This window comes from Cellulosimicrobium cellulans, from assembly GCF_016907755.1.
In the GTDB taxonomy this organism is placed as follows: Bacteria; Actinomycetota; Actinomycetes; order Actinomycetales; family Cellulomonadaceae; genus Cellulosimicrobium; species Cellulosimicrobium cellulans_D.
Genome location: NZ_JAFBCN010000001.1, coordinates 4,472,720 through 4,492,314 on the forward strand (window position 1 = coordinate 4,472,720; position 19,595 = coordinate 4,492,314).

General features: G+C 73.7%; 18 protein-coding genes. 8 read left to right on the forward strand and 10 right to left on the reverse strand.

The window, feature by feature from the left end; genetic code table 11:
* Positions 1-11: 11 nt before the first annotated feature.
* Genes kdpC through JOE63_RS19340 form a run of 4 tightly spaced genes read right to left on the reverse strand, consistent with a single transcriptional unit; the run spans position 12 to position 4,727 of the window.
* Positions 12-728: a potassium-transporting ATPase subunit KdpC gene (gene kdpC, locus JOE63_RS19325; RefSeq protein ID WP_374059059.1), complete on the reverse strand. Its 717-nt coding sequence runs from the start codon at positions 726-728 to the stop codon at positions 12-14.
* A gap of 23 nt (positions 729-751) precedes the next feature.
* A complete protein-coding gene (kdpB, locus tag JOE63_RS19330; protein WP_087469977.1) occupies positions 752-2,953 on the reverse strand; it encodes a potassium-transporting ATPase subunit KdpB in 2,202 nt (733 codons plus the stop codon).
* Positions 2,950-4,605: a potassium-transporting ATPase subunit KdpA gene (gene kdpA / locus JOE63_RS19335; RefSeq protein ID WP_204543854.1), complete on the reverse strand. Its 1,656-nt coding sequence runs from the start codon at positions 4,603-4,605 to the stop codon at positions 2,950-2,952. The genes kdpB and kdpA overlap by 4 nt, the downstream gene beginning before the upstream one ends.
* A gap of 32 nt (positions 4,606-4,637) precedes the next feature.
* A complete protein-coding gene (locus JOE63_RS19340; RefSeq protein ID WP_141389068.1) occupies positions 4,638-4,727 on the reverse strand; it encodes a potassium-transporting ATPase subunit F in 90 nt (29 codons plus the stop codon).
* A 294-nt stretch (positions 4,728-5,021) separates the two neighbouring features.
* Between JOE63_RS19340 and JOE63_RS19345 the strand changes: the two genes are divergently transcribed.
* The 5 genes from JOE63_RS19345 to JOE63_RS19365 all read left to right on the forward strand — a co-directional run bounded on the left by JOE63_RS19345 (position 5,022) and on the right by JOE63_RS19365 (position 8,829).
* Positions 5,022-5,975, forward strand: coding sequence for a DUF389 domain-containing protein (locus JOE63_RS19345; protein ID WP_204543085.1), 954 nt, complete (start codon positions 5,022-5,024; stop codon positions 5,973-5,975).
* Positions 5,976-6,079: 104 nt separating this feature from the next.
* The gene (locus JOE63_RS19350) at positions 6,080-6,376 is read left to right on the forward strand and encodes a type II toxin-antitoxin system VapB family antitoxin (RefSeq protein ID WP_024841670.1); all 297 of its coding nucleotides are present in this window, start codon (positions 6,080-6,082) and stop codon (positions 6,374-6,376) included.
* Positions 6,377-6,401: 25 nt separating this feature from the next.
* Complete coding sequence (locus JOE63_RS19355) at positions 6,402-7,052, forward strand: LytR C-terminal domain-containing protein (RefSeq protein WP_244286273.1); 651 nt, start codon at positions 6,402-6,404, stop codon at positions 7,050-7,052.
* 53 nt (positions 7,053-7,105) lie between these two features.
* Positions 7,106-7,714, forward strand: a complete 609-nt coding sequence (locus JOE63_RS19360) for a GNAT family N-acetyltransferase (protein ID WP_204543086.1) — start codon at positions 7,106-7,108, stop codon at positions 7,712-7,714.
* A 272-nt stretch (positions 7,715-7,986) separates the two neighbouring features.
* Positions 7,987-8,829, forward strand: a complete 843-nt coding sequence (locus JOE63_RS19365; RefSeq protein WP_204543087.1) for a type IV toxin-antitoxin system AbiEi family antitoxin domain-containing protein — start codon at positions 7,987-7,989, stop codon at positions 8,827-8,829.
* Positions 8,830-9,105: 276 nt separating this feature from the next.
* Here JOE63_RS19365 and JOE63_RS19370 read toward each other — a convergent pair whose 3' ends face one another.
* From JOE63_RS19370 to JOE63_RS19385, 4 genes are all read right to left on the reverse strand, one after another.
* The gene (locus JOE63_RS19370) at positions 9,106-10,440 is read right to left on the reverse strand and encodes a uracil-xanthine permease family protein (protein WP_204543089.1); all 1,335 of its coding nucleotides are present in this window, start codon (positions 10,438-10,440) and stop codon (positions 9,106-9,108) included.
* Between the two features lie 125 nt (positions 10,441-10,565).
* Entirely contained in the window at positions 10,566-12,626 is a 2,061-nt protein-coding gene (locus JOE63_RS19375; protein WP_307840243.1) for a glycosyl hydrolase, read from the reverse strand.
* A gap of 95 nt (positions 12,627-12,721) precedes the next feature.
* On the reverse strand, positions 12,722-13,453 hold the full coding sequence (locus JOE63_RS19380) for an HlyD family efflux transporter periplasmic adaptor subunit (protein WP_204543091.1): 732 nt from the start codon (positions 13,451-13,453) through the stop codon (positions 12,722-12,724).
* Entirely contained in the window at positions 13,450-15,282 is a 1,833-nt protein-coding gene (locus JOE63_RS19385; RefSeq protein ID WP_204543092.1) for a glycosyltransferase, read from the reverse strand. Before JOE63_RS19385 ends, JOE63_RS19380 begins: the two co-directional genes overlap by 4 nt.
* 669 nt (positions 15,283-15,951) lie before the next feature.
* Here JOE63_RS19385 and JOE63_RS19390 point away from each other — a divergent pair.
* Positions 15,952-16,596 carry an RNA polymerase sigma factor gene (locus JOE63_RS19390; protein WP_204543093.1) on the forward strand — a complete coding sequence of 215 codons (645 nt, stop codon included), beginning with the start codon at positions 15,952-15,954 and terminating at the stop codon, positions 16,594-16,596.
* The gene (locus JOE63_RS19395; protein ID WP_087469985.1) at positions 16,593-17,582 is read left to right on the forward strand and encodes a hypothetical protein; all 990 of its coding nucleotides are present in this window, start codon (positions 16,593-16,595) and stop codon (positions 17,580-17,582) included. Before JOE63_RS19390 ends, JOE63_RS19395 begins: the two co-directional genes overlap by 4 nt.
* Positions 17,583-17,715: 133 nt before the next feature.
* Here JOE63_RS19395 and JOE63_RS19400 read toward each other — a convergent pair whose 3' ends face one another.
* Both JOE63_RS19400 and JOE63_RS19405 read right to left on the reverse strand, forming a co-directional pair.
* On the reverse strand, positions 17,716-18,639 hold the full coding sequence (locus JOE63_RS19400) for an LLM class F420-dependent oxidoreductase (protein ID WP_204543856.1): 924 nt from the start codon (positions 18,637-18,639) through the stop codon (positions 17,716-17,718).
* Positions 18,640-18,796: 157 nt separating this feature from the next.
* Entirely contained in the window at positions 18,797-19,096 is a 300-nt protein-coding gene (locus JOE63_RS19405; protein ID WP_087469986.1) for a Dabb family protein, read from the reverse strand.
* Positions 19,097-19,304: 208 nt separating this feature from the next.
* Here JOE63_RS19405 and JOE63_RS19410 point away from each other — a divergent pair, with 208 nt between their 5' ends.
* A complete protein-coding gene (locus JOE63_RS19410) occupies positions 19,305-19,592 on the forward strand; it encodes a hypothetical protein (RefSeq protein WP_204543094.1) in 288 nt (95 codons plus the stop codon).
* The last annotated feature ends 3 nt before the right edge of the window (positions 19,593-19,595 follow it).

Genomic DNA, 19,595 nt, shown 5'->3' on the forward strand with positions numbered 1-19,595 from the left:
CACGTCGCACGTCAGGACGCGTCCGTGCCGCCGGCCCCGGCCGGCGCCAGGCCCTCGAGCGCGAGGTTGAGGGCGAGCACGTTCACGCGCGGGTCGCCCAGCACGCCGGCCACGCGCCCGGCCGCGGCGTCGTCGACCAGCGCGCGCACCGCCGCGGGGTCGACCCCGCGCGCCGCCGCGACGCGGTCGACCTGCTGGTACGCGTACGCGGGCGACACGTGCGGGTCGAGGCCCGAGGCCGACGCCGTCACGGCGTCGGGCGGGACGCTCGCCGGGTCGACGCCGTCCTCCGCGGCGACGGCCGCCCGGCGCGCCTCGATCGCGGCGACCAGGTCGGGGTTGTTCGGCCCCAGGTTCGACCCCGCAGAGGCGAGGGTGTCGTAGCCGTCGCCGGCCGCCGACGGGCGACCGTGGAACCACTCGGGCGCCGTCCCCGGCTCGCCGAACGCCTGTCCGACGAGGACGGACCCGACGACCGGGGCTCCGTCGGCCCCCGTGTCGTCGACCGACGAGGCCCGGGTGCCGTCCGCGCGGACGAGCGAGCCGTTCGCCTGCCACCCGAAGGCGGCCTGGCCGACGCCCGTCACCGCGAGGGGATACAGCCCGCCGAGCAGGACGGTCATCAGGAGCAGGACGCGCAAACCCGCCCACGACTGCCGGACGAAGGAGACGGTGCCGCCGGCGGTCGACGGGCGGACGTCGGACGGGACCTGCGAGGAGCTGGGCACGGGAGTTCCTTTCGGCACCGGGATCAGAAGCCCGGGAGGAGGGAGACGAGGAGGTCGACGAGCTTGATCCCGACGAACGGCGCCACGAGGCCGCCGAGCCCGTAGACCAGCAGGTTGCGCCGGAGCAGCGCCGACGCCGACGCCGGGCGGTACCGCACCCCGCGCAGCGCCAGCGGGACGAGGACCACGATGATCAGCGCGTTGAAGATCACCGCGGAGAGGATCGCGGACTGGGGGCTGGACAGGTGCATGACGTTGAGCACCTCGAGCGCGGGGAACGCGCCCAGGAACATCGCGGGCAGGATCGCGAAGTACTTGGCGACGTCGTTCGCGACGGAGAACGTGGTCAGCGCACCGCGCGTGATGAGGAGCTGCTTGCCGATCTCGACGATCTCCAGGAGCTTCGTCGGGTTCGAGTCGAGGTCGACCATGTTCCCCGCCTCCTTCGCGGCGGTCGTCCCCGTGTTCATCGCGACGCCGACGTCGGACTGGGCGAGCGCGGGCGCGTCGTTCGTGCCGTCGCCGGCCATCGCGACGAGGCGTCCGCCCTCCTGCTCGCGCCGGATGAGCGCCAGCTTGTCCTCGGGCGTGGCCTCGGCGAGCACGTCGTCCACGCCCGCCTCGGCCGCGATGGCCCGCGCCGTGATCGCGTTGTCGCCCGTGACCATGACGCTGCGGATCCCCATCGCGCGGAGCTGGTCGAACCGCTCGCGCAGCCCGTCCTTGACGACGTCCTTGAGCCGGACGACGCCGAGCACGCGCGCCGGGCCGTCGCCCACCTGCTCGGCGACCACGAGCGGCGTGCCGCCCTGCCCGCTGACCGTCTCCACGTGGGCCGCGAGCTCGTCCGTGTCCGGACCCGTCACGCTCCCGCCCGTGGAGTGCACCCAGCGCTGGACCGCGGAGCCCGCGCCCTTGCGCACGCGCCGCACGCCGCCGTCGGGCGACGGCAGGTCCACGCCCGACATCCGGGTCTGGGCGGTGAACGGGATGAACTCCGCGCCCGTGGTCTCCCGGACCAGGTCCGCCGCGGGACGCCCGTCCATCGACGTCACGAGGTCGACGATGCTGCGACCCTCCGGCGTCTCGTCGGACAGGGACGCCAGGCGCGCGGCGTCGGCGAGCTCGGCCGCGCTCACGTGGCCGACGGGCAGCACCTCGGTCGCGAACCGGTTGCCGTGCGTGATCGTGCCCGTCTTGTCGAGGAGCAGCACGTCGACGTCGCCGGCCGCCTCGACCGCGCGCCCGGACATCGCGAGCACGTTGCGCCGGACCAGGCGGTCCATGCCCGCGATGCCGATCGCGGACAGCAGCGCGCCGATCGTCGTCGGGATGAGGCACACGAGGAGCGCGACCAGCACCACGAGCGACTGCCGCGCCCCCGAGTACACGGCGAACGGCTGGAGCGTCGCGACGGCGAGGACGAACACGATCGTCAGCGACGTGAGCAGCACGTTCAGCGCGATCTCGTTGGGGGTGCGCTGGCGCTCGCTGCCCTCGACGAGCGCGATCATCCGGTCGACGAACGTCTGCCCGGCCGGCGCCGTGATCCGCACGACGATGCGGTCGGACAGGACGACCGTCCCGCCCGTCACGGCCGAGCGGTCGCCGCCCGACTCGCGGATCACCGGGGCGGACTCGCCCGTGATCGCCGACTCGTCGACCGACGCGACGCCCTCGATCACGTCACCGTCGCCCGGGATGGTCTCCCCCGCGACGACCACGACGACGTCGCCCACCCGCAGGCTCGACGACGGCACGTCGACCGTCGGCAGCAGGTGCAGGCTCGACCCCGCCGTGAGCGTGTCGGTCGGGGCGTCCACGCGGCGCGCCGTCGTGCTGCGCTGCGTCGCGCGCAGGCTCGACGCCTGCGCCTTGCCCCGCGACTCCGCGACCGACTCGGCGAGCGTGGCGAACAGGACCGTGGCCCACAGCCACGCCGCGACCAGGATCGAGAAGAGGTCCGGCTCCAGGGCGGCGAGCACCGTCGTCGCGACGGCGCCGACCTCCACGACGAACAGCACCGGCGAGCGGTACAGCACCCGTGGGTCGAGCTTGCGCACCGCGGCGGGCAGCGCCGCGCCGACCTGCGCGAGAGACAGCGCGCGCGGGGCACGACGCCCGCCGTCCGGACGGTCGTCGTGGTGCGGGCCGCCGTCGGCCGCGCCCACGGGGGACGTCGGCGTGCCGGGCAGCTGAGGGACGGAAGCGAGCGGCGTGCTCATGACAGGGACTCCACGACAGGACCGAGGGACAGGACGGGGACGAAGGTGAGGCCGACGACGACCAGCGCGACCGTGCCGAGCAGGCCGACGAACAGCGGCTGGTGGGTCGGCAGCGTGCCGGCGGACGGCGGGACGGACCGCTGGGAGGCGAGGCGCCCCGCGAGGGCGAGGACGAGCGCGATGGGGACGAAGCGGCCGACGAGCATCGCGAGCCCGAGCAGCGTGTTGTAGTACGGCGTCCCCGCCGACAGCCCGGCGAACGCCGAGCCGTTGTTGTTCCCGGCGGACGCGAAGGCGTACAGCACCTCGGTCAGCCCGTGCGGGCCGCCCTCCTGCTGGCCCGCGAGCCCGTCCGGCAGGACCACCGACAGCGCCGTGCCGACGAGCACGACCGCCGGGGTCGTCAGGACGTACAGCGCGACGAGAGTGATCTCCTGGCGACCGATCTTCTTGCCCAGGTACTCGGGCGTGCGGCCCACCATGAGGCCCGCGACGAACACCGCGACGACGGCGAGGACGAGCATCCCGTACAGCCCCGCACCGACGCCGCCCGGGGCGATCTCGCCCAGGAGCATGTTGAAGAGCACCACGCCGCCCCCCGGTGCGGTGAGCGAGTCGTGCATCGCGTTGACCGCACCGGTCGAGGTGCCGGTCGTCGCCGTCGCGAACAGGGCGCTCGCAGCGAGGCCGAACCGGGTCTCCTTGCCCTCCAGCGCGGCACCGGCCGCCTGCGGCGCGGCCCCCGGGCCCGCCAGCTCGGCCCACGTCGTCAGCGTCAGCGCGACGGCGAACAGCCCGGCCATCGCACCGAGGACCGCCCAGCCCTGGCGCCGGTCGCCGACCATGAGGCCGAACGTGCGCGGGAGCGTGAACGGGATCAGCAGGATGAGAAAGATCTCGAAGACGTTCGTGAACGGGTTCGGGTTCTCCAGGGGGTGCGCCGAGTTCGCGTTGAAGAACCCGCCGCCGTTGGTCCCGAGCTCCTTGATGGCCTCCTGGGAGGCGACCGGCCCCCCGAGGACGTGCTGCGTGCCGCCCGCTAGCGTCTCGACCGCGGTGTGCGGGCTCAGGTTCTGGATGACGCCGTTCGCCACGAGCACGACCGCCGCGACGAACGCGATCGGCAGCAGGATCCGGACCACGGACCGGGTGAGGTCGGTCCAGAAGTTGCCGATCCGCGCGTCGGTCCCCGAGCGGGCGAACCCGCGCACGAGCGCGATCGCCACGGACATCCCGACGGCCGCCGAGACGAAGTTCTGCACAGCCAGACCGGCCATCTGGAGGAGGTGCCCCGCGGCGGCCTCGCCCGAGTACCACTGCCAGTTCGTGTTCGTCACGAACGAGACCGCCGTGTTCCACGCGCCCGCCGGGTCCAGCCCGGTGAACCCGAGGTTCATCGGCAGGTGGTCCTGGAGGCGGCCCAGGGCGTAGAGGAGCAGGACCGAGGCGAGCGAGAAGCCCAGCAGCGAGAAGAGGTACGTGCTCCACCGCTGCTCCGCCTCGGGGTCCACGCGTGCCAGCCGGTAGCCCGCGCGCTCCACGCGCAGGTGGCGCGGCGAGGTGTAGACGCGCGCCATGTAGGCGCCGAGCGGCGCGTGCACCGCCGCGAGCGCCCCGACGAGGAGCGCGACCTGGCCGACGGCCGTCCACACGACCGCGGCGTCGACCGTCGTCGGCACGGCGCTCACCGGGCCCGGTCGCTGCGGAGCAGCGCGACGAAGAGGTAGCCCAGCACGGCGACGACGGCGCCGAGCGCGATCCAGTCGAGGACCATCACCGGGTACCTCCCGAGGAGCCGTGACGACGCGCGACGAGCGCGACCGTCGCGAAGAACGCGACGGTGAGGAGGAGGAAGGCCAGGTCGGCCATGGTGGGAACGCCTTCTCGACGAGGGTCGGCGAGCGCCCGCGGCGGGGCGTCGTGCCGGCGTCCGGAACCCGGGCGCACTGCCGTTCTACGCCCGGCGGGAGGCCCCCGGACGGTGCTCTGACGGAACCTTGACGCCCTCTGCCGGAACCTTGACGGGGCGTCGTCCCGACGGGTCGCGCCCGGCTGGCACGATGGCGCCATGCTGACTGTGCGGGTCACCGCGGGGCACGACCTCGCCGAGCGTCTGCGTCCCGTCCTCGACGCCGACCCGACCGTGTGCGACCTCGCGGTCGTGCCCGGCGCGGCGCTCGACGGCCGGGGCGACGTCCTCTGGTTCGAGATGGCGCGGGAGAACGCGAACAACGTCATGCGGACGCTCCGGCACGCGGGCGTCCCGGCCGACGGGGCCATCGTCGTCACGGAACCGGTGACGGTCGTGTCGGACGCGGCGGTCGCAGCCGAGAAGGCGGCCCCGGGCCACCCCGCCGACGGCGTCCTGTGGGCGCAGCTCGCGGACACGTCGCGCGAGGACTCCCGCCCCTCCGCCACGTTCTTCGTGTTCCTGCTGCTCGCGACCCTCATCGCGGGGATCGGGCGGCTGCTGGACCAGCCCATCCTCATCATCGGGGCCATGGTCGTCGGCCCGGAGTTCGCCCCCATCGCGGCGATCTGCTACGCGGTCGTCCGGCGGCGGCGCGGGATCGCCGGGTCGGCGCTGGCGACGCTCCTCGGCGGGTTCGCGGGCTGCGCCGCGGTCGCGTGGGTCGTGTGGAGCCTCGCCTACGCGGCCGGCCTCATCACCTTCGAGCAGGCGACGACCGGGCCGCAGACCGAGTTCATCGTGTCGCCCGACGCGTGGTCCTTCGTCATCGCCCTTCTCGCGGGCGTCGCGGGTGTGCTCTCGCTCACCACCGCCAAGTCGGCGGCCCTCGTCGGCGTCTTCATCTCCATCACGACCGTGCCCGCCGTCGGGGCGATCGGCCTGACGCTCGCCGTCGGGGCCTGGGACGAGGCTCTCGGCGCAGGCGTCCAGCTCCTCGTGAACGTCGCCGGGCTGCTCGTCGCCGGGATCGTGACGCTGTTCGTCCAGCTCCACCTGGGACGCCGGCTGGGACGCCGGCGGCCGGTCCGGGCCGGGCAGCACCCCCGCTGACGCGAAGGACGCGGGTGCTCCTCGTGGGGAGATCGTGACGACCGCGTGACCGACACCCCGACGACCTGGGCGAGGACCGCCGTCGGGCCTCTAGGATGTGCCGCATGATCTTCAAGGCCGTCGGCGACGGGCGCCCCTACCCGGACCACGGCCGGGTGACCGCCCGGGACTGGGCCGAGGTGCCCCCGCGTCAGGTGCGCCTCGACGAGCTCGTCACCACCAAGCGCACGCTCGACCTCGACGCGCTCCTCGCCGAGGACTCCACCTTCTTCGGCGACCTCTTCGCGCACGTCGTCGAGTACGAGGGCGTCCTCTACCTCGAGGACGGACTGCACCGCGCGGTGCGCGCCGCGCTCCAGCAGCGCGCCATCCTGCACGCCCGCGTCCTGACCGTGCGATGAGCGCGAGGTCCGGTAGGTTTCTGGCGTGACCACCCGCCCCGACACCGCGCGCACCGAGCGTCGCCGACGCATGCACGAGCGCCAGGCCGTCGTGTTCGGGCTCCTCATCGCCGCGCTCGCCGTCGTCGGGCTCGGTGCGCTGGCCGTCTACACGGGGGCGATCGACGCCCCGTTCGACCGGCCGCTGTCGTCGCCCGAGGCGGTCGACGACCTCGCTGACGTCAAGGTCCCCTGCCTTCCTGACGGCACCCTCCCGGTCGCGACCGGCGACATCCAGGTCAACGTCTACAACGCGTCCGGCAAGGACGCCCCCCTCGGGCGGCTGAACCAGGACCTCCTCACGTCGCGCGGCTTCGCCGTGATCTCCACGGGCAACGCGCCGGACCTCGACGGCGACGGGAAGTCGGACGTGGTGGCGCAGACGCAGATCCACTTCGGGGCCGCCGGCCTCGCGCAGGCCTACACGCTCGCCGCGCACTACGACAACCCCGGCCTCGTGCTCGACGCGCGCGAGGACGCCACCGTCGACCTCTACGTGGGCGCCGACTTCGAGGACGTCGTGGACCCCGAGCTCGTCGGCCTGTCCGGCGACGTGCCGCTCGAGAGCCGCGCCGGGTGCGTCGCGATCGAGGAGATCACCCCGCAGCCGCTGCCCGTGCCGCCCGCGGAGGGCTGAGCACGTCCCTCGCCCGGCGCCCGCCGAGCCCTCACGACCGCCGAACGGTACCCATGAGCACCCTGCCCCTCCGGCCCGCCCGGACCACCGACCCCGACGAGGTCGACCGCCTCTACGAGATCTGCCTGCGGACCGGCGCGTCCGGCGCGGACGCGACCGCGCTGTACACCGACCCGCGGCTGCTCGGCGAGGTCTACCTCGGGGCGTACCTCGCCCTCGAGCCGTCGCTCGCGTTCGTCGTCGAGGTCGACGGCGTGGCCGCGGGCTACGTGCTCGGCGCGCGCGACACCGTCGCGTTCGAGGCCCGGTCCGAGCGGGAGTGGTGGCCGCCGCTGCGCGAGCGGTACCCGCTCGGCAGCTTCCCGCAGGGCTCGCGCGACGAGGCGCTCGTCCGCCAGATCCACCGCCCGCACCTCACCGACCCCGCTGTGCTCCCCGACTACCCGGCGCACCTCCACGTCGACCTGCTGCCCGCCGCGCAGGGCGGCGGCAACGGCCGCCGGCTGATGGAGGCCCTGTTCGACGCGCTCCGCGCCGCCGGGGCCCCGGGCGTCCACCTCGGCGTCGCGGAGGACAACGTCTCCGCGATCGGCTTCTACGAGCACCTCGGCTTCACCCGCCTCGACGTCACGGAGGGCCTGGTCCTGGGCCTCCGCCTCTGACCCGGTCCTGGACCCCGCCGCCCCCATCGGCGCCGAACCCGGGGTTCGGCGGCACCGTCCCCGCCGAACCCTGGGTTGCGGGCTACGTTCGCCGCCGAGTACCCGGAAACCCCGGACTCGCCGCGTCTCACAGTCCCTCTCAGCAGAGGGAGTCCCTCCTGGCGACGTGGCGCAGGCATCCTGCGCGTCCACAGGAGCGCATCCTTGGTGGCCCGTCCACAGGACGCCGGTGATCGAAGCGCGGCGGGGCTGGTTCCCGGTGTGATCTCGACATGCCAGCGCGAACTCTCGTCCCGGACGAGGCCCTCCGCGTCGCGTCCCGTCAGGAGAGCCTGATCACGACGGGACAGTGCCGCGACGCCGGCGTGAGCCCCGACGTGCTGCGTCGTCTCCGGCGGACCGGGAGCTGGCGGCACGTCACGCGGGGCGTCCACGACACCGAGCCCGCGCCGGTCGCGTCCAGGCCGGTCGATCACCGCCGACGGCGTGCTGCCTGGGCCGCGCTGCTCGCGTTCGGGCCCGAGTCGATCGCGGTCGGACCGTGCGCGCTCGCGCTGCTCGGAGTCGCGGGGCTGCCCGCGCGCGTCGTACCCCAGGCCACGTTGCCGGGTGCCCGCTCCTTCGAGTCGCGGGACGGCATCCGGCTGCGCATGTTCGACGACGGCATGACCGTCACGCGCGTCGGCGATCGGTACGTGGCCGCACCGGAGTGGGCGCTGGACCAGGCCGTGCCCGAGCTCGACCGCCCGTGGGCCGTGGCGGTCATGGACTCGGCGTTGCACCTCGGTCTGCTCTCTTCCGACGGGCTCGCTCGCGCGCACGACCATGCCCGCGGGCGGCGAGGCGTGGCCCGGACCCACTCGTGGTGGGAGCTCGCGGACGGTCGGTCCGAGTCGCCGCTCGAGACCGGGGTGCGGCTCGACTGCGTCGACGGTGGCGTCCCGCCGGACATGCTCCAGGCCCCCTTGGTCGGGTCGAGCGGGCGGGAACGGCGCGGCGACCTCGGCTGGCGCCTCGACGACGGCCGCCGGGTCGTCGCCGAGGTCGACGGCGCGGAGTTCCACGACACGCCGAGCGCCGCGTTCGCCGACCGAGAACGTCACAACGACCTGTGACCGCCGACGTCGCGGCGCTGCTCCGACTCACGTCTTCGGATGCACGCGTGCCCGGGCGCTCGGCGACCATCGTGCGACGGGCACTCCTCGCGGCTGGCCGTCGTCGCGCAGCGTGACGAGGACGGCGCCTGTCGCGCACTCCGCGGCAACCACCCTCGAACCTCGGGTTCGGGGGCACCGTCGACCCGCGAAACCGTCCTTGCGCGTCACGGTGACGTCTCCATGACGCGCAACCCCGGGTTCGGCGACGTGAGTCGCCGAAACCGGGGTTGGCGGTCAGCGGGCGTCCTCGGTCGCGTCGTGGACGATCGGCTCGTCGCCTCCGGGGGCCGACGCCGGGCTGGCGGGCTCCTGGGTCGTGCCGCGCCACCGCGCGATGGTCCGCATCAGGTGATAGATCACGAGGGCCGCGGCGGTGCCGAGCGCGATGCCCTCGAACGTCAGGTCACCGACGGCCCACGTGAAGTTGGCGATGCCGATGACGAGCGGCACGGCGGCCGTCGTGAGGTTGACCGGGTTGGAGAAGTCGACCTTGTTCTGCACCCAGATGCGCGCGCCGAGGATGCCGATCATGCCGTAGAGCATCGTCGCCGCGCCGCCCAGGACGCCGGCGGGGATGGTCGCGATGAGCGCGCCGAACTTCGGCGAGAGCGAGAGCACCAGCGCGGTCGCCGCCGCGACCCAGTACGCCGCGGTCGAGTAGACGCGCGTCGCGGCCATGACGCCGATGTTCTCGGCGTACGTCGTGGTGCCCGACCCGCCGCCGACGCCCGCGAGCGTCGTCGCGACGCCGTCCGCGAGGAGCGCGCGGCCGGTGAGGTCGTCGAGGTTCTTGCCGGTCATCGCCGCGACCGACTTCACGTGCCCGACGTTCTCCGCGATGAGCACGAGCACGACCGGGACGAACAGGCCGAGCACGGCGACGTCGAACGTGGGCGTGACGAACTCGGGGAGCCCGATCCAGTCGGCCTGGCGCACCGCGTCGAACGACACCTCCCCCTGGAGCACGGCCACGACGTACCCGACGATCACGCCGACGAGGATCGAGAGGCGCCCGATGATCCCCTTGAACAGGACGCTGACGAGGATGATCGCGGCCAGCGTGACGACGGCCGTGACCGGCGCCTGCTGGAAGTTCCCCCACGCCGCGGGGGCGAGGTTGAGGCCGATGAGCGCGACGATCGTGCCGGTGACGATCGGCGGCATGACGATGTCGATCCACCGCGCGCCCGCGACGTGCACGAGCAGGCCGACAGCGGCGAGCACGAGGCCGGTGACGAGGATGCCGCCGACGGCCACCGACTGGCCCTGCGACGCGGTCGCGGCGCCGATCGGGGCGATGAACGCGAAGCTCGACCCGAGGTAGCTCGGCAGGCGGTTGCCCGTGATGAGCAGGAACCCGACGGTACCGATCGCGGAGAAGAACAGCGTCGTCGCGGGCGAGAACCCGGTGAGCAGCGGCACGAGGAACGTCGCGCCGAACATGGCGACGACGTGCTGCATGCCGATCCCGATGGTCCGCGGCCAGGTCAGCCGCTCGTCGGGGTCGACGACGTCCCCCGGCGCGACCGTCTTCCCGTTCCCGTGCAACCGCCACCCGATGGCGCTCATGTCTCTCCCGTCCGTGAAGTTCGTGTGAAGACCCCCGGAGCAGGGTAGTGCCAGTGTCGAACCCGGGGTCGCTCCTCACGCGAGCGGTCCGGTGAGGAACGACCCCGGGTTCGACGGTCGACGGACTACGCGGCCGCGTGCACCAGGAGCCACGCGAGGAGGTAGCTGCGGGTGTTGCCGTCGTCGATGCGTCCCACCGGGAGGGTGCGCGCGACGTCCAGGGCGGCCGCGGCGTCGTCCGGGCCCGCGAGCGCCGCGTACATGAGGAGCTGGTCGCCGAACAGCACGTCCCACGTCGCGGGGTCGTCGCGCGAGCCGGCGAGCGCCTCGTCGAGGTTGGCCCGGATGCGCTGCCCGTCGCCCGCGAGGTACCCCGCCACGGGCTGCATCGGCAGCACGACGATGCCGAGCATCGCGCTCGGCTCGGCGCTGAACCACGTGGCCCAGTCGCGCTTGCCGCCCCACACGAGCGAGGTCACGGCGTGCCCGAACCCGTCGATCGCCGGGTCGTCGCGGTCGAAATCCGTCCAGTACGCGCGCGCCGACGACGCCTCGGCGGACAACAACCAGCGCGCCTGCGTCTCGAGCGTCGCGTCCCCCGACGCCCGCGCCCACAGCGCCAGCCCGTTCCACGCCGACACCGCCTCGGACGCGGACTCCTGGTTGTTCCCGTCCGCGAAGGGCGCGTACCCCGACGCCCACGAGTGGCCCGCGTACGCGTCGAACACGCGCAGCGCCGGGAGGTCCTCGTCGCCCGCACCGGACGCGACGTCCGCCGCGAGCAGGTCGAGCACGGGCGCGAGGTCGGCGGCGAGCGCCGGGTCGTCGGCCGCCACCACGCCCGCGGCGTAGAGGAGGTACCCGTAGTGGAAGTGGTGGTCGTTGAGCTCGTCCGACCCGAAGGACGGGGTCTTCCCGACCACGCTGCGCACCTCGGGGTCGTACACGAAGCAGCGTGCGTCGCGCTCCTCGCAGCCGTCCGGCTGCGTCCACTCCCGGAGCGCGGCGGAGAGGTCGTCGCGCAGCGGTGCCGCGACGTCGTCGAGCCCGAGCTGCTCGGCGAGCGACAGGAGGTTCGCGTCGCGCGCGAGCGCCTTGCCGCCGAAGTAGGTGTCGGACGGCCGCGGTGGGAGGGCCGCGGCGTCGGCGCGCACCTGGTCGGCGAGCTCGGTCTTCTCGTCCTCGCCCAGCGCGGTCACGTCGAGCGTCCCGGCGGGTTCGACGGCGGGGCTCGTCCACGCGAGGGTGCTCGCCGTGCACACGTCGACCGTCCCGCGCACGGTCGCGTAGGTGCCGAGGCCGCACGTCGCGCCCTCGCTCTCGCGCTGGTGCGGCAGCCGCACGACGACGGTCGCCGAGCCGGGCGCGTCGCCGCCGGTCTCGTACGTGATCGCCGTGGTGACGGCGTCGCCCGCCACGCCGTAGGCGAGCGTCGTGCCCGTCACGGGGTGCGCCGCCGCCTCGGCGAGCGTCGCGACCGCGCCGTCCGGGGCGCCGTCGGGCACGGGGAACCAGGCCACGGAGTCTCCCTCCGCCAGGTCGAGCGACCGACCGCCGCCCGACAGCGCGTCGTCCGCCCCGACGAGCACGTACTCACGCCCGCCGGCCTCGGCGCTGACCGCTCCGCCCACCTCCGCGAACGCGACCGTGAGCGCCGCCGTCTGGTCCGTCGCCGCGGTGTACCGCAGCACGGGCGACCCCTCGACGAGAGTCACGGTCCCGACGGCGGAACCTGCGCCGTCGAGCAGGTCGAGCGTGACGGACGCGGTGTCGTAGGCGGTGACCTCGACCGACGACGCCCCGACGTCGACCCCGACCTGCGGCACGTACGGGCCGAGGATCGACTGCTCGGTGACCTCGACGTCGGGCAGGCCGAACGCGAACCCGCCGTCGGTCACGCCGAACCCGAGCGGCACGGGGAACACGGGCAGCGGCTCGTCGCCGAACACCAGCCCGGAGAACCACCGGTTGGTCGGCGGGACCAGCCCGTCGGCGAGCCGGGCGGCGGGCATCGGCGCGAGGGACTCCTGCGGCAGGATCGACGGGTCCACGTCCGGCACGGTGCCCGTCAGGTCCGCAGCGGGGTACCCGACGGCGGAGCCCGCACCGGGCGGCCCCGTCGCCCCGGGCGACGCGTCCGGCTCGAACAGCCCGCACCCCGCGGCAAGGGCTACCGACGCGAGCACCGCCCCGACCACCCGGCCGCGAGATCGGCCCGAGCGTCCGAGGCCGACCCTCGGGAGGTCGACCTCGCGACGCACGGGTCGACCTCGGCGGGGCGTCACAGCCCCACCTTGCGGAGGAACGCGCCGAACGACTCGTCGACCCCGGCGAGCGGGCCGTCGTCGTGCAGCTCGATGCTCGCCGTGACCGGCGTGCCCGATGCGACGAGGCCGTGCTCGGCACCGCGCACGAGCGCGTCGCTCGTGACCTCGATCGTGGCCTCCGCCTGGTTGGCGGTGTTCTGCACCGCGACCGCCGCGACCTCGCCCGCGACCTCCGCCTGGTTCGGCAGGACGACCGTGACCTCCGCGCCCTGGCGCACGCGCGCGAAGTCGCTCGGGTCGAGCGTCAGGCGGGCGTCCACGAACAGCGACCCCTCTCGCTCGAGCGAGGCGACGACCTCGCCCGCCTGGACGAACCCGCCCTCCCGGGCCGCGACGTGGGTGACCACGGCGTCGTAGGGCGCGACGAGCGTGATGGTGCCGTCGGGCGCCACCTGGTACGCGGACGTGTCCGCGCTGACGAGCCCGAGCGCGATGTCGTGCTGGAGCGTCAGGCTGCTCACGGTGAACAGCGGGTCGCCCGCGGCGACCTCGTCCCCCTCGGCGACCTCGGCCGCGGTGACGGTCCCCGCGTAGTCGCTGCCGACGTCGAGCACCTCCGCCCGGATGGTCGCCGTCGTGCTCGTCGCCTGCCCCAGGCGACGGTTCATGACGAGCGTGAGCGCCGCGCACACGAGCAGCACCACGAGCAGTCCCGCCCCGAGGCGGATCCGGTTCGACCAGGTCATGCGACACCTCCGACAGGTCCGGACGACGTGTTCCCGCCACGGCGCGCCCGCCGCCTCCCGGCCCGCGTCCCGACGCCGACCGTCACCTCGACGCCGAGGCGCTCCGACAACGCCTCGTCGACGACGGCCGCGACCGTCCCTTCTCGCCGCCGCACGGCGCGCGCCGCGCGCTGGGCAGACCGCGACTCCCGGAGGGCCGTCACGACGAACGCCCCGAGGATGAGCGTGTTGGTGACGTTCCACGCGAGCGCGAGGCTCGGCATCGGGTCGCCCCACTCCTTCCAGACCCCCACCACCGACGTCACGAGCAGGAACGCGAAGAACAGCACCTGCGGGATCATGTAGTTGAACGGCGACGTGACCTTCCCCTTGCTCCCGGTCACGTGCCACGCCTGCTCCTTGCCGGTCAGCGCGTTCCACAGGGCCTTGGTGTAGATGGGGAAGGACACGGACGCGAGCATGAGCACCTCCCACCGGAACGACCCGAGCGTGAAGAACGCGATGGCGATCTGCAGGACGTAGAACCCCGCGTAGTAGAGCAGCCACGTGCCCCACGAGATGGTGAGGTTCATGGGCGTGAGGTCGAGGTAGATCTGCAGCGGCGGCACGAGCAGCAGCACGAGCGGCGCGATGCCGGCGAGGTAGTGCGTCGCGGTGACGGTGTACTGGAGCCGCTGGTCGAGCGTGAGGGTGCGGCGCGGGCTGAGCGGGTTGTGCTGGAGCAGGATCTCGAACCCGCCGGTCGCCCAGCGCAGCTGCTGCTTGGTGTACGCCTCGACGGTCTCCGGGGTGTCGCCGACGGCGAGCGTCGTGGGGATGTAGATCGTGCGCCACCCGCGCTCGTGGAGCATGAGCGACGTCCACACGTCCTCGGACTTCGAGTCGGTGTGCATGCCGCCGATGTCGTCGATCGCGGCGCGGCGGAAGATCACGTTGGTCCCCACGCAGAACGCGGCGTTGAAGCGGTTCCGGCCGGGCTGGACGAACCGGTAGAACACGGCCTGCATGTACCCGGCGCCGCGCGAGATGAGGTTGTCGAGGTTCCCGTAGGTCTGCGGCGTCTGGACGAACGCGACGTCGTCCTTGACGAAGAACGGCACGGTCTCCACCAGGAGCTCGGGCCGCGCGACGAAGTCGGCGTCGAGGATGACGAAGTAGTCGCCCTTGGCGATGGCGAGGGCGTGGTTCACGTTGCCGGCCTTGGCGCCGTTGCTCGACAGCCGTCGCACGTAGCGCGCACCGAGCTGGGCGGCGAGGTCGCGGACGTCGTCGGAGCGGCCGTCGTCGAGCACCCACGTGCGGTGCGTGCCCCGGACCGCGACCGCGGCACGCACCGTGCGCGCGACGGTGTCGAGGTCCTCGCCGTAGGTCGTGATGAGGACGTCGACGGTGACGGGGCGGTCGTGCAGGTAGAGGTTCCAGCGCGTCGGGTCGTCCTCGGCGCCGTCGCGGAGGATCTCCGGGACGTCGAACAGACGGTCCTTCGCGTGGTGGAACGAGAACCCGCGGGGGTCGTGGCCGCTGGACAGGACGGTCCACATCGCCAGCAGCGCCTGGGCGACGAGCACGGACTCGGCGGTGATGACCATGACGTACGGCAGCGCGTCGCCGCGGTTCGCCGGGTTGAGGAGGAACACCGCGTACGCGACGACGCCGAGCGTCGCGAGCAGCATGATCATGACGAGCGACGGCGAGCGCGCGGCGGAGTTCTCGTCGCGCGGCGGTCCGGCAGGTCGGTCGGGGTCGGCCCGCGGGCCGGACGGGACGGGCCGCACGTGCTGCGTGCGGCGCGGGGTGACGACCAGGCGGTCGAACTCGGAGACGGCCATCGCGGGTCCTCGGCTCTCGACAGGTCCCGTGCGGGGACCTCGCGGGTCGGGAATCGGGCGGGAGGTCGGCGAGCGGATGCCCGCCGGCTTCCTGAGCCCGGGTGCGGCGACGTCGTCGGCGTCGTGAGTGCGTGCGCGGCGGTGCTGTCGAGCCCCCTGCCGGTGCCCTCGTGCGGAGAGACCCGGAGACGGGTCGAGGTGGCCCGCTGTGAGCGGGCCACCTCGTCGTCTGCGCCGAAGGTAGCGGTACGAGGCGGTCGTGTCACGGGTCGCGCGAGCGGTGGCCGCCACCGTCTCGGCGCACGGCGGCGAATGTGAACGGACCGGTCGGGACCCGGTGCTGCACCGTCCTCGCGGCCCGGATCGTTGGCGCGGCGCCGCTCCCGTCCCCGCCCGGCGCCGTCCCGCCCCACGCGGTGAGCGCTCACCCGAACGGCGGTCCGCACGACCCGGAAACGCGCCGTTCACGGGCGGAAACGGAGAATTCACGGCGCCGACGCGCCGCACGTCCGACGGGTGGACGCCTCGGAGGGCGAGCCGGTCGTCCACCGGGATCGCGCCGTCGCGCACCGCGGGACGGTCACCGCCGCCGCACCGGGAGGGTGTAACGCACCGGCGAGCACCGGACATGAGACGGTCGTCCACGTCACCCGGTCGAGAGGACCCCGGATGCCCGCCCCTGACCGCCCACCCGAGCGGATCCCGTCGGCCCCACCGCCGGACGACGACCGCGCGGCCCGGTTCACCGCCCTGTTCGAGGCCACGCACCGTCCCCTGCTCGCCTACGCGGTGCGGCGCGTGGCCGACCCGTCCGACGCCGCCGACGTCGTCGCCGAGGCGTTCCTCGTCGCCTGGCGACGCCTCGACGACGTCCCGGTCGGGGACGACGCGCGACCGTGGATGTTCGGCGTCGCACGCCGCGTCCTGGCGAACCTCCACCGGGGTGCGCGGCGCCGGCTCGCCCTCGCCGACAGGCTCCGCGCCGAGGTCGCGGAGGCCACCCCACCGCCGACCGGCGAGGTGAGCGACGTCGAGCGCGCGCTCGCACGGCTCGGCCCTGATGACCAGGAGCTGCTGCGCCTGGTCGCGTGGGAGGAGCTCGCGCGCGACGAGATCGCCCTGGTGCTCGGCATCTCGCGGGCTGCGGTCCGGGTGCGCCTGCACCGGGCGCGCCGACGGCTGTCCGAGCAGCTCGACGGCCTCGTGGCGCCCGGCGCACCGGCGTCGGCACCGCTGAGGAAACGGGACGACGCGACCGGACACGTGGTCGGCGGGTGGGGACGGCCCCGCCCCGGAACCGAGGAGGCACGATGACGGACCCGATCATGCGGCTGCGCAGCGCGGACCCGGCCCGACGCGCGGATCTCGGTGCCGTGGACGAGGCGGCGTTCGCCGCCCTGCGGGAGGAGATCCTCATGACCACCACGCTCGACCCCACGAACGCGGCCCCCGTCGCTCCGCCGTCGCGTCGGCGACGGCTCGGGCGCCGTGGCGCGGTCGCGGTCGGCCTGGCCACGGTGCTCGCGGGCGGCGGCGTCGCGTATGCGGCGATCCAGGCCTTCCGCGGCTCGTCGGGCGAGGGCGTCACCTGCGTGAGCGCGTGGAGCCCGGACGCCGCGGAGGGGCTCGACGTCGACGCGGCCGGGCCCTGGCTCACCGGCGACCCGTACGCAGACTGCACCACGCTCCTCGCGGAGCGGGGCCTGCCCCCGATCGAGGACGCCGTGGCCTTCGCCTGGGACGGCCAGACGTACGTCGCCCCGGCCGACCAGGTACCCGACGGCGTCGAGCGGCTCGAGGGCCGCTCGGCGCTGGATCCCGCCGTGGTCGAGCTGCAGCAGAGCGTGACCGACCGGGTCGACGGCGGGGCGAGCGCGTGCCGGACCGTCGCCGAGGGCGTCACCTGGGCCGAGGAGGAGCTCGACCGGCTCGGGCTGGAGGACTGGTCAGTCGGCGAGCGGGACGCGCTGCCCGAGCCCGTGGACGGGGCGCAGGTGTGCGCTGGCGTGACGGTCGACGTCGGCGGCCGAGCGGTCGTGGTCGGCGGCACGGCCGACTCGGACGGGATCCTGGAGGACCCGCTGGTCGCCGGGATCGTGGCAGCGCTGAAGGGCGGGATCACCGACCGGTGCGTCCCGCTCGACGAGGCCCGGGCCGTCGCCGACGAGGCCCTGTCGGCGATCGACGGCACGTTCCCGACGACGAGCGTGCCTGACGACAGCGTCACCTGTGCGCGCGTCGACCTGTTCGTCGGCGGCAGCTTCCAGGTCACCGTCTACGGGCCGACCACCGCCGGCTGAGCGACCACCGCCGGCTGACGGCCCGCCTTCCGAGGGCGAGCCGACGTCGGCCGTGCGGGTGCGGCTGCATCCTCCCCCTTGACCCCTCCCCCGCGTCGCGACGGACCGCTCGTCGCGACGCGGGCGTGGGGCGTCAGGGCAGCTGCGGCACGACCTGGCTCGCGATGAGGTCGAGGTGGTCGAGGTCGTGCAGGTCGAGCACCTGGAGGTAGAAGCGTGTCGCGCCCTGCTCCGCCGCGGCGGCGATCTTGTCCGCGACCTCGCTCACCGTGCCCGCGAGGCCGTTGCGACGCACCTCGTCGGGCTCGCGACCGATCGCGTCGGCACGACGGCGGAACTCGGCCTCGTCCTTGCCGACCGCCACGACGAACGCCGCCGAGTAGACGAGCGAGTCGGGGTCGCGGTCGGCGTCGAGGCACGCGGCGCGCACGTTCTCGAAGCGCTCGGGCAGCACGCCCGGGTCCGGGAACGCGGCGTTGAACTCGCTCGCGTAGCGGGCCGCGAGCGCCGGGGTGCGGCGGGGACCGTGGCCGCCGACGATCACCGGGACGCGCTCCTGCGCGGGCTTCGGCAGGGCCGGGGAGTCCGTGAGCGTGTAGTGCTCGCCGCTGAAGGAGAACGTCTCGCCGACCGGCGTCTCCCACAGCCCGGTGATCACCGCGAGCTGCTCCTCGAGGATCCCGAACCGCTTCTCCGGGAACGGGATGCCGTAGGCCTCGTGCTCGCGCGCGAACCAGCCCGCACCGAGCCCGAGCTCGACGCGCCCGCCCGACATCTGGTCGACCTGCGCGACCTGGATCGCCAGCACGCCGGGGTGGCGGAACGTCGCCGACGACACGAGCGTGCCGAGCCGGATACGGCTCGTCTCCCGGGCCAGGCCCGCGAGCGTCGTCCACGCGTCGGTCGGGCCGGGCAGGCCGTCGCCGTCGCCCATGACGAGGTAGTGGTCGGAGCGGAAGAAGGCGTCGAACCCGAGGTCCTCGGTCGCCTTCGCGACCGCGAGGAGGTCGTCGTAGGAGGCGCCCTGCTGGGGCTCGGTGAAGATGCGCAGGTCGATCTGGGTCATGCCGTCACCCTGCCACACCGGGCGACTGCCCCCACCCGCAGGAACCCCCTTCCCGCGAGGTAGAACGTCACGTCACGAGGTAGAACGCGCAGAGCTCTACCTCGCGACGTGACGTTCTACCTCGGCGACGTCACGGGCGACAGTACCGTCAGTCGGCGAGCGGGACGAGGTCGAGCTCCTGGAACTCCGCGACCTCGGGCACCCAGCGGTCCGCGACGAACCCGCGGTGGTCCGGGTGGGCGTCGTACGCGGCGTACGCGGCGTCGTCGTCGAACACCATGGAGAACTGGAACGTCAACGGGCTCTTGCCGCTCACCTGGCGCGAGACCGTGAAGTCCCGCACCCCCGGGATCGCGGTGAGCGTGCGGCGCGCGGTGCCGAGGAACTCGGCCTCCTCGGCGCTGCCGGCGGGGTGGACGAGGCGGAAGGCGACGGTGTGCTGGATCACACCGACACCGTAGACGGGGCCCAGGATCAGTGCCCGCTAGTCTCGCGGCGTGCGGATCCCCTGGCGCGACGTCTCCAGACACTTCGACGAGAGCGTCGACGGATGCCTTCCGGACGGAGTAGTGCACGGGACGACCGGAGCCGACCATGCTCTCCTCCTCCCGCGGTACCGGGCGCTCGGTTGGAGGGTGGAACAGGACGGTCGACCGATGGGTACCGACGGTCTTCGTCCGACCGAGGACGGGGCGCTCCCGACGATCTTCGTCCGCCCCGACGCGACGGTGTCGGTGAACCTGTTCCTGTGGTCCGGAGACGCGATCTCCTTCGACGTCGACGCCCGCGAGATCCAGGACCAGGCCACGTTCGACGTCGTCTGCCGCTTCCTCGTCGAGACGGGCCGCGCGCTCGCCACGGACGTCGACCTCTGCCCCGAGGGAACCACGTCACCGTTCCTCCGCTACAGCGCACGGACGGACAGCGTCGGTCTGTGTCCCTAGGCT

Bases quoted from the DNA above. Each gene is read 5' to 3' on its own strand.
- kdpB (WP_087469977.1), bottom strand. From the start codon at position 2,953: ATGAGCACGCCGCTCGCTTCCGTCCCTCAGCTGCCCGGCACGCCGACG.
- JOE63_RS19340 (WP_141389068.1), bottom strand. From the start codon at position 4,727: ATGGTCCTCGACTGGATCGCGCTCGGCGCCGTCGTCGCCGTGCTGGGC.
- JOE63_RS19345 (WP_204543085.1), top strand. From the start codon at position 5,022: ATGCTGACTGTGCGGGTCACCGCGGGGCACGACCTCGCCGAGCGTCTG.
- JOE63_RS19350 (WP_024841670.1), top strand. From the start codon at position 6,080: ATGATCTTCAAGGCCGTCGGCGACGGGCGCCCCTACCCGGACCACGGC.
- JOE63_RS19360 (WP_204543086.1), top strand. From the start codon at position 7,106: ATGAGCACCCTGCCCCTCCGGCCCGCCCGGACCACCGACCCCGACGAG.
- JOE63_RS19365 (WP_204543087.1), top strand. From the start codon at position 7,987: ATGCCAGCGCGAACTCTCGTCCCGGACGAGGCCCTCCGCGTCGCGTCC.
- JOE63_RS19370 (WP_204543089.1), bottom strand. From the start codon at position 10,440: ATGAGCGCCATCGGGTGGCGGTTGCACGGGAACGGGAAGACGGTCGCG.
- JOE63_RS19380 (WP_204543091.1), bottom strand. From the start codon at position 13,453: ATGACCTGGTCGAACCGGATCCGCCTCGGGGCGGGACTGCTCGTGGTG.
- JOE63_RS19385 (WP_204543092.1), bottom strand. From the start codon at position 15,282: ATGGCCGTCTCCGAGTTCGACCGCCTGGTCGTCACCCCGCGCCGCACG.
- JOE63_RS19390 (WP_204543093.1), top strand. From the start codon at position 15,952: ATGCCCGCCCCTGACCGCCCACCCGAGCGGATCCCGTCGGCCCCACCG.
- JOE63_RS19395 (WP_087469985.1), top strand. From the start codon at position 16,593: ATGACGGACCCGATCATGCGGCTGCGCAGCGCGGACCCGGCCCGACGC.
- JOE63_RS19410 (WP_204543094.1), top strand. From the start codon at position 19,305: ATGGGTACCGACGGTCTTCGTCCGACCGAGGACGGGGCGCTCCCGACG.